Annotated in this window: 12 protein-coding genes; 8 read left to right on the top strand and 4 right to left on the bottom strand. The window is 64.3% G+C overall.

Features of this window, described 5'->3' with window-relative positions; all coding sequences use genetic code 11:
* Positions 1-101 precede the first annotated feature (101 nt).
* Complete coding sequence (locus tag DDZ17_RS02240; RefSeq protein ID WP_116364315.1) at positions 102-1,055, top strand: DUF808 domain-containing protein; 954 nt, start codon at positions 102-104, stop codon at positions 1,053-1,055.
* Between the two features lie 77 nt (positions 1,056-1,132).
* On the opposite strand, the gene DDZ17_RS02235 is transcribed toward DDZ17_RS02240, so the two are convergent.
* Positions 1,133-2,587, bottom strand: a complete 1,455-nt coding sequence (locus DDZ17_RS02235) for a helicase HerA-like domain-containing protein (RefSeq protein WP_116364314.1) — start codon at positions 2,585-2,587, stop codon at positions 1,133-1,135.
* Positions 2,588-2,734: 147 nt separating this feature from the next.
* Here DDZ17_RS02235 and ypfJ point away from each other — a divergent pair, with 147 nt between their 5' ends.
* On the top strand, positions 2,735-3,640 hold the full coding sequence (ypfJ, locus tag DDZ17_RS02230) for a KPN_02809 family neutral zinc metallopeptidase (RefSeq protein ID WP_116364313.1): 906 nt from the start codon (positions 2,735-2,737) through the stop codon (positions 3,638-3,640).
* 49 nt (positions 3,641-3,689) lie between these two features.
* Here the strand turns inward: ypfJ and DDZ17_RS02225 are convergent, their stop codons facing one another.
* The gene (locus DDZ17_RS02225) at positions 3,690-5,279 is read right to left on the bottom strand and encodes a WS/DGAT/MGAT family O-acyltransferase (protein ID WP_116364312.1); all 1,590 of its coding nucleotides are present in this window, start codon (positions 5,277-5,279) and stop codon (positions 3,690-3,692) included.
* A gap of 120 nt (positions 5,280-5,399) precedes the next feature.
* Between DDZ17_RS02225 and DDZ17_RS02220 the strand changes: the two genes are divergently transcribed.
* Positions 5,400-6,797: a M20/M25/M40 family metallo-hydrolase gene (locus DDZ17_RS02220; RefSeq protein WP_116364311.1), complete on the top strand. Its 1,398-nt coding sequence runs from the start codon at positions 5,400-5,402 to the stop codon at positions 6,795-6,797.
* A 10-nt stretch (positions 6,798-6,807) separates the two neighbouring features.
* On the opposite strand, the gene DDZ17_RS02215 is transcribed toward DDZ17_RS02220, so the two are convergent.
* On the bottom strand, positions 6,808-7,827 hold the full coding sequence (locus tag DDZ17_RS02215) for a magnesium transporter CorA family protein (protein ID WP_116364929.1): 1,020 nt from the start codon (positions 7,825-7,827) through the stop codon (positions 6,808-6,810).
* 44 nt (positions 7,828-7,871) lie between these two features.
* On the opposite strand from DDZ17_RS02215, the gene DDZ17_RS02210 reads away from it, so the two are divergent.
* From DDZ17_RS02210 to DDZ17_RS02195, 4 genes are all read left to right on the top strand, one after another.
* On the top strand, positions 7,872-8,726 hold the full coding sequence (locus tag DDZ17_RS02210) for a mechanosensitive ion channel family protein (protein ID WP_116364310.1): 855 nt from the start codon (positions 7,872-7,874) through the stop codon (positions 8,724-8,726).
* Between the two features lie 90 nt (positions 8,727-8,816).
* Positions 8,817-9,233, top strand: coding sequence for a YidB family protein (locus DDZ17_RS02205; RefSeq protein WP_116364309.1), 417 nt, complete (start codon positions 8,817-8,819; stop codon positions 9,231-9,233).
* 142 nt (positions 9,234-9,375) lie between these two features.
* Positions 9,376-10,077 carry a hypothetical protein gene (locus DDZ17_RS02200; protein ID WP_157976399.1) on the top strand — a complete coding sequence of 234 codons (702 nt, stop codon included), beginning with the start codon at positions 9,376-9,378 and terminating at the stop codon, positions 10,075-10,077.
* Between the two features lie 169 nt (positions 10,078-10,246).
* The gene (locus DDZ17_RS02195) at positions 10,247-11,266 is read left to right on the top strand and encodes an NAD(P)H-quinone oxidoreductase (protein ID WP_338322789.1); all 1,020 of its coding nucleotides are present in this window, start codon (positions 10,247-10,249) and stop codon (positions 11,264-11,266) included.
* On the opposite strand, the gene DDZ17_RS02190 is transcribed toward DDZ17_RS02195, so the two are convergent.
* Positions 11,263-11,646 carry a YkvA family protein gene (locus DDZ17_RS02190; RefSeq protein ID WP_116364927.1) on the bottom strand — a complete coding sequence of 128 codons (384 nt, stop codon included), beginning with the start codon at positions 11,644-11,646 and terminating at the stop codon, positions 11,263-11,265. The genes DDZ17_RS02195 and DDZ17_RS02190 overlap by 4 nt on opposite strands.
* Positions 11,647-11,866: 220 nt before the next feature.
* On the opposite strand from DDZ17_RS02190, the gene DDZ17_RS02185 reads away from it, so the two are divergent.
* A complete protein-coding gene (locus DDZ17_RS02185) occupies positions 11,867-12,487 on the top strand; it encodes a PepSY-associated TM helix domain-containing protein (protein ID WP_116364307.1) in 621 nt (206 codons plus the stop codon).
* Positions 12,488-12,494 lie beyond the last annotated feature (7 nt).

The following is a 12,494-nucleotide window of genomic DNA, read 5'->3' as shown; positions in this document are numbered from 1 at the left end:
ACCGATGGCCTTGTGCCACGGCGCGGCTGGGTTACACTCGCGGTCACACAGAGCGCCAGGAGGCGACACTGACATGCGAGACGTAATGCCCGGGGTGAACTGTGGCGGGTAGCAGTTTGCTGGTTTTGATCGACGATATTGCCACCATCCTCGACGATGTGTCGGTACTGTCGAAGGTGGCGGCGAAGAAAACTGCCGGTGTGCTGGGGGACGACCTGGCGGTGAACGCCGAGCAGGTATCGGGGGTCAAGGCCGACCGTGAGTTGCCGGTGGTGTGGGCCGTGGCCAAGGGCTCCTTCCGCAACAAGTGCATCCTGGTGCCCGCCGCGCTGCTGATTTCCGTGGTGGCTCCATGGCTTATTACGCCCCTGTTGATGCTGGGTGGCCTGTTCCTGTGCTACGAGGGTTTTGAGAAGCTCGCCCACCCGCTGCTGCACTCCAAGGCCGAGGACGACGCCCACCAGAAAGCCCTGCTGGACCGGGCGGCCGACCCGGCCCGCGACCCGCTGCAGGAAGAAAAGACCAAGATCAACGGCGCCATTCGTACCGACTTCATTCTGTCAGCCGAGATTATCGTGATTACCCTCGGCACGGTGGCGGACGCCGTATTCAGCACCCAGGTGCTGGTGGTAACCACCATTGCCCTGGTGATGACGGTGGGCGTGTACGGCCTGGTGGCGGGCATCATCAAAATGGACGATGCCGGGCTCTACCTGAGCCAGCGCGAGGGGGAGGGCGTTGTCACCGGCCTGCTGCGCTGGCTGGGCCGTTTTTTGCTGGGCTTTGCGCCCTGGCTGATGAAGGCCCTGGGCATTGTCGGCACGCTGGCCATGTTCATGGTGGGTGGCGGCATTCTGGTACACGGCCTGCACCCGGTGGAGGTGGTGATTGAGCATGTGGTTGCTGCGGGCAGTGGCATAGCCGCCATCGGCCCGGCCATTCATTTTGCCGGGCCCACGCTGCTCGCCGCCCTGTTCGGTGTGGTAGCCGGGGCGCTCACCCTGGCGGTGGTGGCTGCGGTGCAGCGGGTGCGGGGCAAGGGCGCCGCCCACTAGGGCGCGCGCTTTTCAGCTTCGCACATAATTTGGCTCAGCGCTGGTCCGCCCAAACACCAGAAGCGGCAAAGGCCGCGCTATTTTTTCAGCAGGGAACCCAGCAGGCCGCGAAACAGCTGCCGGCCCAGGCTGCTGCCGGCGGCCCGGGCCAGGCTCTTGAAAAAGGCCTCGCTGGTGCTCTGGCGCGATGAGCCGCCGCTGCGCCCCTTCTGCGCCCGCTTTTCCAGTTCTGTCTCTTCTGCCTGTGCCAGTGCCGCCGCGGTGCGCTCGGTGAGTATTTCGTGGGCAGAGCGCGGGTCGACCGCATCGCGGTAGCGCCGCTGGTTCGGGTCGTGGGCCAGCACAGCTTGGCGCTCGGCGTCGCTGGCCGCGCCCATGCGGGAGCAGGGCGGGCGCACCAGTATCCGTTCCACCTGGCCGGGAATGCCCTTGTCCTGCAGGGTGGACACCAGGGCCTCGCCCACGCCCAGCTCACTGATGGCGGTGACTGTGTCCAAGGCCGGGTTTTCGCGGAAGGACTGGGCCGCCACCCGCACCGCCTTGCGTTCGGCGGGGGTGTAGGCGCGCAGGGCGTGCTGCACCCGGTTGCCGAGTTGGGCCAGCACAGCATCGGGAATGTCGGCCGGGCTCTGGGTAACAAAGTACACGCCCACGCCCTTGGAGCGAATCAGCCGCACCACCTGCTCGATTTTCTCAAGCAGCGCCTTGGGGGCATCGCGAAACAGCAGGTGGGCCTCGTCGAAGAAAAACACCAGCACCGGCTTGTCCGGGTCGCCCAGCTCCGGCAGGTTCTCGAACAGCTCCGACAGCAGCCACAGCAGGAAGGTGGAGTACACGCGGGGGCTGTTGATCAGCGTATCCGCCGCCAGAAGGTTGATCACCCCGCGGCCGTCGCGGGTGGTTTGCATGAAGTCGGTGAGTTGCAGGGCCGGCTCGTTGAAGAAGTGGTCGGCGCCTTCGCGTTCCAGCACCAGCAGGCGCCGCAGGATGGCGTTGACCGAGGCGGCGGGCACCGAATAGTTGCTGCCCAGCGCCTTGCGGTTGTCCGCCAGGTACTGGAGGGTGGAGCGCAGGTCCGCCAGGTTCAGCAGCAGCATGCCCTCCTGGTCGGCAAACTCGAACACCAGGGTCATTACCCCTTCCTGGGTTTCGTTCAGGTCAAGCAGGCGCGACAGCAGCTGCGGCCCCATTTCCGACACGGTGGCGCGCACTGGCGTGCCTTTTTTGCCGAACAGATCCCACAAGGCCACCGGAAAGCCGCGCTGCTGGTAGTCGCTGATGCCGATGCTCTGCACCCGTTCGTCGACCTTGGGGTGGGGCTTGCCCGGCTGGCTGAGGCCGGAGATGTCGCCTTTGACATCAGCCAGAAAGACCGGCACCCCAAGGTCGGAGAAGCCCTCGGCCAGGCACTGCAGGGTGACGGTTTTGCCGGTGCCGGTGGCGCCGGCCACCAGCCCGTGCCGGTTGGCGTAGCGCGGGTTGAGATAAACCTTGCCGGATGCGTTGCCGCCGATGAGAATGCCGTTTTCCATGTCGTTTTATCCTGCCTGTCCGTGCTGCTATCGCCAGCGGTTACCGGGCCATGATAGGCAGCTTGCGGTGGGCTTGCCAGCAACAGGGCCCATGCTAAGGTAAAAAGGCATTATCCGGGCAGCAGGCCCCCAGGCGGAGACAGCACCATGCGATGGAAAGATGGCCGGCGCAGCAGCAACGTGGAAGACCGGCGCGGCGAGACGCCGTCCTACAGCAGTGCCGCCTCGGCGGCGCCGCTGTTGCTGCGTTTTCTGCCGGCGCTGATTCGCAGCAAAACCGGCCGCACCCTGCTGATTGTCGGGGTGCTGGTGATTGTGGGCGGGCGCCTGCTGGGGGTTGATGTGCTGTCGCTGTTCCTTGGCGGTGGCGGCAGCACCAACCAGGCGCCGCCGTCCTTCAGCCAGCAGGAACAGGAGCTGGCGGACTTCACCTCGGTGGTTCTGGCGGACACCGAGCAAACCTGGCACAACTACTTCCGCCATCTGGGGCGGGACTACCGCGAACCCACCCTGGTGCTGTTTTCCGGCCGGGTCAGTTCCGCCTGCGGCATGGCCACGGCTGCCGTCGGGCCCTTCTACTGCCCGGGCGACCAGCAACTGTATATCGACCTGTCCTTCTTTCATGACCTCAAGGCCCGCCACGGGGCACCGGGTGACTTTGCCCAGGCCTATGTGATTGCCCACGAGGTGGGCCACCATGTACAGACCCTGCTCGGCATCAGCCGGCAGGTGCAGGCCGCCGGGCAGGGTCGTAGCAAGGCCGAGGTGAACGCCCTGTCGGTGCGCCAGGAATTACAGGCGGACTGTTTTGCTGGACTTTGGGGTCATGCGGCCAATACCGAGCGCAACCTGCTGGAGGCGGGCGACTTGGAAGAGGCGCTGCGTGCCGCCACCGCCATTGGCGACGACCGCCTGCAGCGCGAAGCCGGCCAGCGGGTGGTGCCGGACAGCTTCACCCATGGCACCTCGGCCCAGCGGGTGCGCTGGTTCCGCACCGGCTTTGACGGTGGCGACATCAACGCCTGCGATACCTTCTCGGGCGAAAGCCTTTAGGCTAACGAAAGCCTTTCGCCCCGGGAAGGCTTTAGCTCAAGGGAAGCATTTAGCCCTTGCTGCCTTTGGGCCGCGCCTTGCTGGATGGCGCCGTTTTCCTGCCGCCTCCGGTTGTGGTTCGGGCTTTGGTGACTTTGGCTTTTGGTGCCTTGGTTCTAGGCGTCTTGGCTTTAGTGGTTTTGGCCTTGGCGGTCTTGGTGTTAGTCGCTTTGGCCGCGCCGCCACCCGGGCGAATGCCCACCATGTCCTCCAGTTCCTGCAGGGCTTCTTCCAGATAGTCGATAACCCGTTGCACATGGGGCAGTGAGCGGCGGCAGGCCACAATGCCAAAGTGCAGCTGCTTGTTGTAGCTCAGCAGTGTGATGTTCATGGCAAAGCCGTCGAACACGATGGACGCCGGGTACATGCCATCGACCCGCGCGCCATTCCAGTACAGTTGCTCCTGGGGCCCCGGCACGTTGGAAATCACCGTGCTGAAGGCCGGGAAGCGGGTGGCCAGGCCCATCAGTGAGGTGAGTAGTGCCGGCACCTGGGTGATCTGCATGAACAGCATGGCCTCGCGCCGTGACAGGCTCTGCAACAGGGACTTGCCGGCGCGCATGGACTCCTGGGTGCGGCGCAGGCGGCCTTCCGGGTCGGCGATATGGGTGGCCAGGTCCGCGACCATAAAGCCAACGGCATTGGAGGAGTCGAAGTCGGACTCCTCGCGCAGGGAAACCGGCGTCATGGCTTTCAGGGAGTGCTTGGGCAATTCATCCTGGGCCAGCAGGTAGCGGCGCAGGGCGCCACCGCACATGGCCAGCACTATGTCGTTCACGGTGCCGTCCGCCGCCTTGCAGACGGCGCGTATGCGGTCGAAGTCCCAGCTCTGGGCCACAAAGCGCCGCGAGCCGGTCACCTGGGTGTTCAGCGAGGTGTGGGGCACCTGGTGCCAGGGCACCGCCAGGCCATCGCCACGGCCGATGAAGGCGCTGCCAAACCGGCGAAAGGCCCCCATCAGGTTGGCGGTGGTGTCGAACTGTTCCCGCAGGATTTCTGCCACATTGCGCAGCTCCGCTTCCTTGGGCACCACGCGCGCCTGCCGCGCCGCGCGGCGCCGCGTCTTGTACTCCTCGTAGGCCGCCAGCGAAAAGGGCGAGCGCTGGGTACGATCGGTTTTACGGGTGGCATACATGGCATTGATCATGTGCATGGCACCGGCGCCATCAGTGGCTGCGTGGTGCATCTTCATGTACAGGGCAAACTGGCGGTTCTGCAGGCCTTCGATCAGGTACATCTCCCACAGGGGGCGGTTGCGATCCAGTAGCATGCTGTGCAGGCGGGACACCAGCATGAACAGTTCGCGGAAGCGGCCGGGGCGGGGCAGGGCGGAGTGGCGGACATGGTAATCCATGTCGAAGTTGCGGTCCTTTTCCCAGTACAGCGGCCCCAGGGCGCCGGCCCGGCCGTGGCGCACGTATTCGCCAAAGGGCTTGCGGTAGGGTTCTTCGGTGCGCAGCACCGCCATCAAGTCATTGAGAAATTCCGGCCCGTCGGCGCCGTCGGGCAGGGTAAAAAGGTGCAGCCCACCCACGTGCATGGGGGTCTGGCGTTTTTCCATGTAGAGAAAGCCGGCGTCTGCCAATTCAATTCTGCGCATTGTTTTATCCTTATCAGTAGCAGCTTGCCCCTTTACAATAAGAGGGCCTGCCACCCAGAAATAGCAAGTTGGCGACATTTTAACCAGCTCTTTTTTCGCCCCTTTGTCCCGGAGTTATGCATGAAACGTCTTACCTGCCTGCTTGGCGCCCTGCTGTTACCGGCACTGGTTCACAGTGCCGATGAGGTGCGATCGGCCCACGCCAGCCGCACCCTGGATATCTACCGCACCCTGGTGCAAACCGATACCTCCAAAGAAAAAGGCAATACCCTGGCGGTGGCCAATTACCTCGCCGGGCAGCTGCGCGCGGCGGGCTTTGCGGCGCAGGATGTGGAAGTGCTGCCCAAGGGGGATTTTGCCGCCCTGGTGGCACGCTATCGCGCTGCGCCGGGTGGCACTCAGGCGCCGATTCTCTTCCTTGGGCACATGGACGTCGTGGAGGCCCTGGCCAGTGACTGGGAACGCCCACCCTTTGAACTCACCGAGGATGAACACTATTTTTACGGCCGCGGCACCATCGACAACAAGTTCGGCATCGCCCAGCTCACGGCCACGTTTATCCGCCTGCGCGAAGAGGGCTTTGTGCCCACCCGCGATCTCTACCTAGTGTTCTCCGGCGATGAAGAAAGCGGCATGACCACCACCCGCATGCTGGCCTACGAACGGCCAGACCTGGCAAAGGCGGCCTTTGCGCTCAATTCCGATGCCGGCGGCGGCCAGCTGGATGCCAGCGGCGAGGCCCTGGTGTACCGGGTTCAGGCGGCGGAGAAAACCTACGCCACCTGGGAACTGACCGCCCGCAATCCGGGTGGCCACAGCTCCCGCCCGCGGGACGATAACGCAATTTATGACCTGTCCGCAGCCATTCACAACATCCAGGCCTTCCGCTTTCCAGTACGCTGGAGCGAGATGACCCTGTCCTACTTCCAGCAGACCGGCGAGTTGATGGGCGGCGAACTGGGCGAAGCCATGACCCGTTTCGCTTACGACCCGAAGGACGAGGCTGCCGCCGCGCGCCTTGCCCGCGAGCCGTCTTATATTGGCAGCACCCGCACCACCTGTGTGCCCACCATGTTGCGGGCCGGCCATGCGGAAAATGCCCTGCCGCAGTCGGCCACGGTGACGGTGAATTGCCGTATTTTCCCCGGCGATTCAGTGGCGGAGGTAGAGCGCACCCTGAAGCAGGTGGTGGGCAACGAGGGCATTGAGTTCGCCCTGTTGGGCGAGCCCACCGAAAGCCCCATTTCCGAGGTGCGCGAGGATGTGATGGCGGCCGTTGGCAAGGCGGTACACAGCCGCTATCCCAAGGTGAAGCTGCTGGCCTATATGGAGTCCGGCGGCACCGACGGCATGCACTTTCGCAAGGCCGGCATTCCCACCTGGGCGGTGAGTGGCGTGTTCATGAACCCGGATGAAATGTTTGCCCACGGGCTCAACGAGCGTGTGCCCAAGGCAACCTTCTACGGTGCCCTGGATCACTGGCGTATTATTATTCGGGAATTGGCCGGCCAGCCCTGAGGCCGGCCCGTCACAGCCAGCGAATGCGGCGGAACAGCCACAGCATGCCGCTGGCGATGCTGATCATCAAAAACAGCACAAAGAAGTACCCGTAGCGGAAGTGCAACTCCGGCATGTTCTCGAAGTTCATGCCGTAGAGGCCGGCGAGAAACCCCAGCGGTACGAAAATCGCGGTGATGATGGTCAGCACCTTCATGGTGTTGTTCAGCTGGTGGGAGGTGAGGGAAATGTAGCCCTCCACCAGGTCACCGCAGATTTCGTAGTACATGTTGCACAGGCTGTAGAGGCGTTCGCAGCGGTCGTAGAGATCGCGCCGCAGGTGGTGGGTGCGGTCTTCCCCATCGTCTGCGCCCAGGTGCGGCGTACCCTCGTGCAGCAGCTGTTCAGTCATCTGGTGGTGGTAGTTGAATATCCGCCGTAGTTTGCGAAGGCGCGAGCGGTAGCTCACCAATTCGCGCATTACGCTGTCGGATTGCCCGGTCAGCAGGGCGTCTTCCAGTTCGCCGAGGGTATCCTCGAACTCCAGAATTTTGTCCAAGTAGCGGCCACTGGCAAAGTGCAGCAGGCGCAGGGCCAGCTCCGCCGGATTGGCCAGGGCAGTGCCGTCGGCGGTGTCCTGCCAGAAGTGGTTGATGCTGACCGACAGGCCCCGGTGCAGCGAGATCAGGTAGTTGTCGCCCACCCACAAGCCAACCTGCTGGGGCGTGAGATTGAGGCTGTCGTCGATGCGGGCAATGCCGCGAAACAGCACGAAAGTGTTGTCGCTGAAGGCTTCGATCTTGGGCGGGTGGCGCAGCCGGATGCTGTCGGTGATGGCTAGCTCCGAGCAGCCCAACGACACCAGCAGGGCGCGGGTTTCGCTGTCCATCTCGCCTTCGATATCCAACCACAGGTAGGCGCGCTCGCTGGCGCGCCATTGTTCCACCAGCGCCAGTGCACCGTCGCGCTGTTCGCTGGTTTTACTCAATTCGGCGGCTTCGCCGGGCTTTTCCTGGGCATCCTGCGCCGATAGTAACTTGGCCCGTATCATGTTAAACACCACAGTCCGCGTTCAATGCTGTTGTGGATCATAGCATGGAAGAATTCAAAACCCTGTTGTACACCCCCCTGATCGTCTTCGGCGAAGTCTCCATCAACCTGGCCAAGGTACTCACGGTGCTGGCCTTCATCCTGGTGGGGGTGAGCGTCATCCTGTGGGCTGGCCGCTTTATTCGCAATCACCTCGGCCGGCGCGGCACCGACCCCAACGCGGTACAGCTGGTGTCCCGGGCCTTCATGATTGTCGGGCTGGTGGTGCTGGGCCTGATTACCCTGGATTTGCTGGGTGTGCCGCTCACCGCCTTTGCCTTCGTGTCCGGGGCGGTGGCCATCGGTGTGGGTTTTGGTGCCCAGAACATCATCAACAACTTCATCAGCGGCTGGATTCTGATGTGGGAGCGGCCGATTAAAATCGGCGATTTTTTGGAGATTGGCGATGTGCGCGGCACGGTGGAGGCCATCAACACCCGCTCCACCCGCTTTCGCCGGGTGGATGGCGTTCACCTGTTGATTCCCAACAGCCAACTGCTGGAAAACACCGTGACCAACTGGACGCTGGTGGATTCGCTGGTGCGCACCGCGGTGCGGGTGGGGGTGGCCTATGGCTCCGACGTGCGCCTCACGGAACAGCTGATCCTGCAGGCGGCGAAAGAGCATACCGATGTGCTGAAGGACCCGGCGCCAATGGTGATCTTCGATGATTTTGGTGACAGTGCCCTAACCTTTGAGCTGAATGTGTGGCTGCACGCCACCGCCGAGCGCGGCCTGCGATTGATTCGCAGCGACCTGCGCTTTCGCATCGACGCCCTGTTCCGCGAGCACGATGTGGTGATCTCCTTCCCCCAGCGCGATGTGCACCTCGACGGCGAGCTGCGCCTGGTGCGTGATTGAGCCCAGCGCTGGCAGCGACCGGTGGCTGCACTATACTGGGCCTTGATGTGACCACCTCCTTTCTATCGCTACCGTAAGAGAACCACGACCATGGATTTAATCGAACTTGGCGCCCAACTCCTGTCAGACAACCTCGGCCTGCAGGTGGACAGCAACACCATTCGCAGTGCCCTCAGCAGCCTGCTCGGGGACGGGCAGGGCGGTATTGACCTGGCCGGCCTTGCCAGCCAGATGGCCGCAGGCGGCGGCCTGCAATCGGTGCTGGAAACCTGGCTGGGTGACGGTGCCAACGCACCGATTTCCGCCGGCTCGATTCTGGACATCCTCGGCGAGCGCAACGTGGCGGACTTTGCCGGCAAGGTGGGCACCGATACCGGCACGGCCGCCCAGGGCCTGTCGGATGTGCTGCCGCAACTGATGGACAAGGCCAGCAGTGGCGGCAGCCTGCTGCAATCTGCCGGCGGCCTGGGTGGCCTGATGAACGCCGCCAGCGCCTTTTTGAAATAGGCCATCGCCGTTCTGTGAACGGCTGCTCAACGTGGGCGCCGCCGCCTTGCAATCCGCCGGCGGTGCCTTAGGCTGACCTCATAGCGTCGGGGACGGATCCCCAGCCGGTGAACCGGTTCATGCGCTCAGGGAGGAGTCCGCCATGCCCACCATATCTGCCCCCCGGGGCCATTCCGTGCTGTCTGCCCGCGGCCGCCCGCCCTGCGCGCCTGGCCGTTCCGAGGCTTGCAGCGGTATCCCGAGTGCTCCCATCCCCGACGGCGACAGCCAGGCCATGTTGCAGCAGCTCTTTCAGCTGCAATGTGACAGCGCCCGGCGCCACGCCGACTGGGAAGCGCTGGAATACCGCATGCAATGCCTGCTGGAACAGGTGGCGGGAGTGCCGCCCTACAGCGAATCGGCCAGCCGTGGCCCGGTGCCGGCGCGCATTGCCAGCAGCGATCAGTGGTGGCTGGAACTGGGGCCGGTGGACGGTACCCGCGAAGTGATTACCCTGGAGCGCGAGGGCTACATGCTGGCGGCCCTGTCCGCCACCGATGGCGGGCGCCTGCGCCTGGCCACCTATCGCCCGCTGGATGGTCACAGTATCGAGCGGCTGCTGTACCTGGCGGCCCATCCCCACCCGCGCCTGGGCGTGCACATGCGCGAGAACAACTGGCAGCTGGCAGTAGACGAAGCGGCCGACACCGATAACTTCTTTGCCTCCGAACAGGGCGATGCCTACTTTGCCCACTGGCCCACGGGTCTGGGCGGCGAGGCCGCCTGCAGCGACCAGTCCGCGCTGGCGGCCGAACTGGTGGAAGCCCAACTGCGCGTTTATCAGCATTTCAGCCAGGCGGCCTGATAGCGCCTTTTTTTTGATTCTGCTGCTGGCTGCCTCTGTAGCAGCGGGTTCTGTCGCACGCTCATTCCATCGCGGCAGATTCCATCGCGGCAGATTCCGTGCCCACCTCCACACCCCGGGTAGCGCTGTGCCACAATGGGTTTTTTTGTTGTGAAGAGCGAGAGCGCCCGTGGCCAACAACCTGCCTGTCGATTTACCCGCCCACATGGCCTGTGTGGAAATTGCCGAGCCCGGCGGCCCCGAGGTACTGCGCACCGCGCGCCGTGCGCTGCCACAGCCGGCGCCAGGGGAGGTGCTGATTGCCGTGTACGCCGCCGGGGTCAACCGCCCGGATGTCATGCAACGGCGTGGTCTTTACCCGCCGCCGCCGGATGCGTCGGATTTACCGGGCCTTGAAGTGGCCGGCGTGGTGGCAGCACTGGGGGAGGGGGTTAGCCAGCGGCAAATTGGTGAGCGGGTTTGCGCCCTGACCAACGGCGGCGGCTATGCCGCCTACGCCGTGGCCCCTGCCGGGCAGTGCCTGCCGGTGCCCGAAGGGCTGAGTGACGAAGAGGCCGCCAGCCTGCCGGAAACCTGTTTTACCGTGTGGAGCAACGTGTTTGACCGCGCCGGCCTGCAGGCGGGTGAGAGCCTGCTGGTACACGGCGGCAGCTCCGGCATCGGCATTACCGCCATCCAGATGGCCCGGGCGCGGGGGGCCAGGGTGTTCGCCACCGCCGGCAGCGACGACAAGTGCCGGGCCTGCGAGGACCTTGGCGCCGAGCGCGCTGTGAACTATCGGGAGCAGGATTTTCTGGAGGTGTTGCAGGCGGCGACCGGGGGGCAGGGCATCAATGTCATTCTGGACATGGTCGGGGGCGATTACATCAATCGCAACCTGCAACTGGCGGCGCTCGAAGGGCGTATTGTGAACATCGCCTTCCAGCAGGGCTTTACCGCCGAAGTGAACTTTGTGCCGTTGCTGATGAAGCGCCTGACCCTGACCGCCTCCACCCTGCGCCCGCGCTCCGCCGCCGACAAGGCCGCCATCGCCAGCGCACTGGGCAGCGAGGTGTGGCCCCTGTACGCCAGTGGCGCCATCAAACCGGTGCTGGCGGCCACCTACCCGCTGGCAGAGGCCGCCGAGGCCCACCGGCTCATGGAGAGCAGCGCACACATCGGCAAGATTGTGCTGCGCATGGGCGCCTAGCTTTGCCGCTCGGGGGGCAGTACGGCGGCGCCGAACAGGCGGTCCACCTTGCGCCGGGCGCGGCTGCGCACCTCGTCATCGATATAGCGGGCCACCGTCACAAAGGCCAGGGCAAGCACGCCCAGGTCGTCGCTGTAGCCGATGCCGGGGGTAATGTCCACGATGGCATCCAATGGCGCGATGAAGTAGCCAAGGGCGCCGTAGATGGTGGCTTTGGCCCAGGTGGGTGTTTGCGGGCGCCGTGCCGCGTAATACAGCATCAGGGACTTCTCGGTCAGCTCACGGCCGGCGGTGAGGGAAAAGCGGCGCACCTTGTGCCAGAAGCCCTCTTCGCTGTAGGCGCGATAGTATTTGGTGTTGGCGGCGCTGCGTTTGGCCATGACAATCATCCTCATCCCAGGTGGTAGTGGTGGCTGGTGGCATCCCCGCGGGGTGTTGCCGGCTAGTGTAACGCTTCTTTACATTTCCCGGAGCCACTTATCCTAGTAATGATAATGATTCCTGTTTAGAATCCTCCGCCAGTAAAGGGGCCTCTGGCTCGCACCGCGGCGCTGGCCGCGGTGGGGCAGGCGGCCTGCAATCAGCGACAGCAGGGACGAAATGGACAAGGGGCGGATAAGCATCTGGCTGGGATCGGTGCGGCAGTGGCACTGGATCAGCTCGGCCCTGTGTCTGGTGGGCATGCTGCTGTTCGCGGTCACCGGCATTACCCTCAACCACGCCGGCCAGATTGAGGCCAGCCCCCAGGTGCGTACGCTGGAGCTGGCCCTGCCGGCCGGCCTGCTGCAGCAACTGCAGCAGCGCGACGCCAGCGCCGGTGACGAGGCGCGGTTGCCGGCCAGCCTGCGCCAGTGGTTGGCCGGCCAGTCGGTGCACACCGGCGGCCGCCTGGCGGAGTGGAGCGAGGACGAAATCTACCTGCCCCTGCCACGCCCCGGCGGCGACGCCTGGCTGGCGATCGACCTGGCCAGTGGCGAGGTGCTCTATGAAGATACTGACCGGGGCCTGATCTCCTACCTGAATGACCTGCACAAGGGCCGCAACACCGGCGAGGCCTGGCGCTGGTTTATCGATATTTTTTCCGTCGCCTGCCTGGTGTTCAGCGGCACCGGGCTGTGGCTGCTGGCGCGCCACAGCGCCTCGCGCCCCTCCACCTGGCCGGTGGTGGGCCTGGGCCTGTTGATACCCCTGCTGCTGGCCATTCTTTTTGTTCACCGATAACGAGGTT

It is taken from the genome of Parahaliea mediterranea (assembly GCF_003402235.1).
GTDB lineage: Bacteria > Pseudomonadota > Gammaproteobacteria > Pseudomonadales > Halieaceae > Parahaliea > Parahaliea mediterranea.
The sequence above is the reverse complement of the archived record's forward strand: the minus strand, read 5'-3'. Positions and strand labels throughout refer to the sequence as shown.

Bases quoted from the DNA above. Each gene is read 5' to 3' on its own strand.
- DDZ17_RS02205 (WP_116364309.1), top strand. From the start codon at position 8,817: ATGGATTTAATCGAACTTGGCGCCCAACTCCTGTCAGACAACCTCGGC.
- DDZ17_RS02210 (WP_116364310.1), top strand. From the start codon at position 7,872: ATGGAAGAATTCAAAACCCTGTTGTACACCCCCCTGATCGTCTTCGGC.
- DDZ17_RS02200 (WP_157976399.1), top strand. From the start codon at position 9,376: ATGCCCACCATATCTGCCCCCCGGGGCCATTCCGTGCTGTCTGCCCGC.
- DDZ17_RS02220 (WP_116364311.1), top strand. From the start codon at position 5,400: ATGAAACGTCTTACCTGCCTGCTTGGCGCCCTGCTGTTACCGGCACTG.
- DDZ17_RS02225 (WP_116364312.1), bottom strand. From the start codon at position 5,279: ATGCGCAGAATTGAATTGGCAGACGCCGGCTTTCTCTACATGGAAAAA.
- ypfJ (WP_116364313.1), top strand. From the start codon at position 2,735: ATGCGATGGAAAGATGGCCGGCGCAGCAGCAACGTGGAAGACCGGCGC.
- DDZ17_RS02235 (WP_116364314.1), bottom strand. From the start codon at position 2,587: ATGGAAAACGGCATTCTCATCGGCGGCAACGCATCCGGCAAGGTTTAT.
- DDZ17_RS02185 (WP_116364307.1), top strand. From the start codon at position 11,867: ATGGACAAGGGGCGGATAAGCATCTGGCTGGGATCGGTGCGGCAGTGG.
- DDZ17_RS02190 (WP_116364927.1), bottom strand. From the start codon at position 11,646: ATGGCCAAACGCAGCGCCGCCAACACCAAATACTATCGCGCCTACAGC.
- DDZ17_RS02215 (WP_116364929.1), bottom strand. From the start codon at position 7,827: ATGATACGGGCCAAGTTACTATCGGCGCAGGATGCCCAGGAAAAGCCC.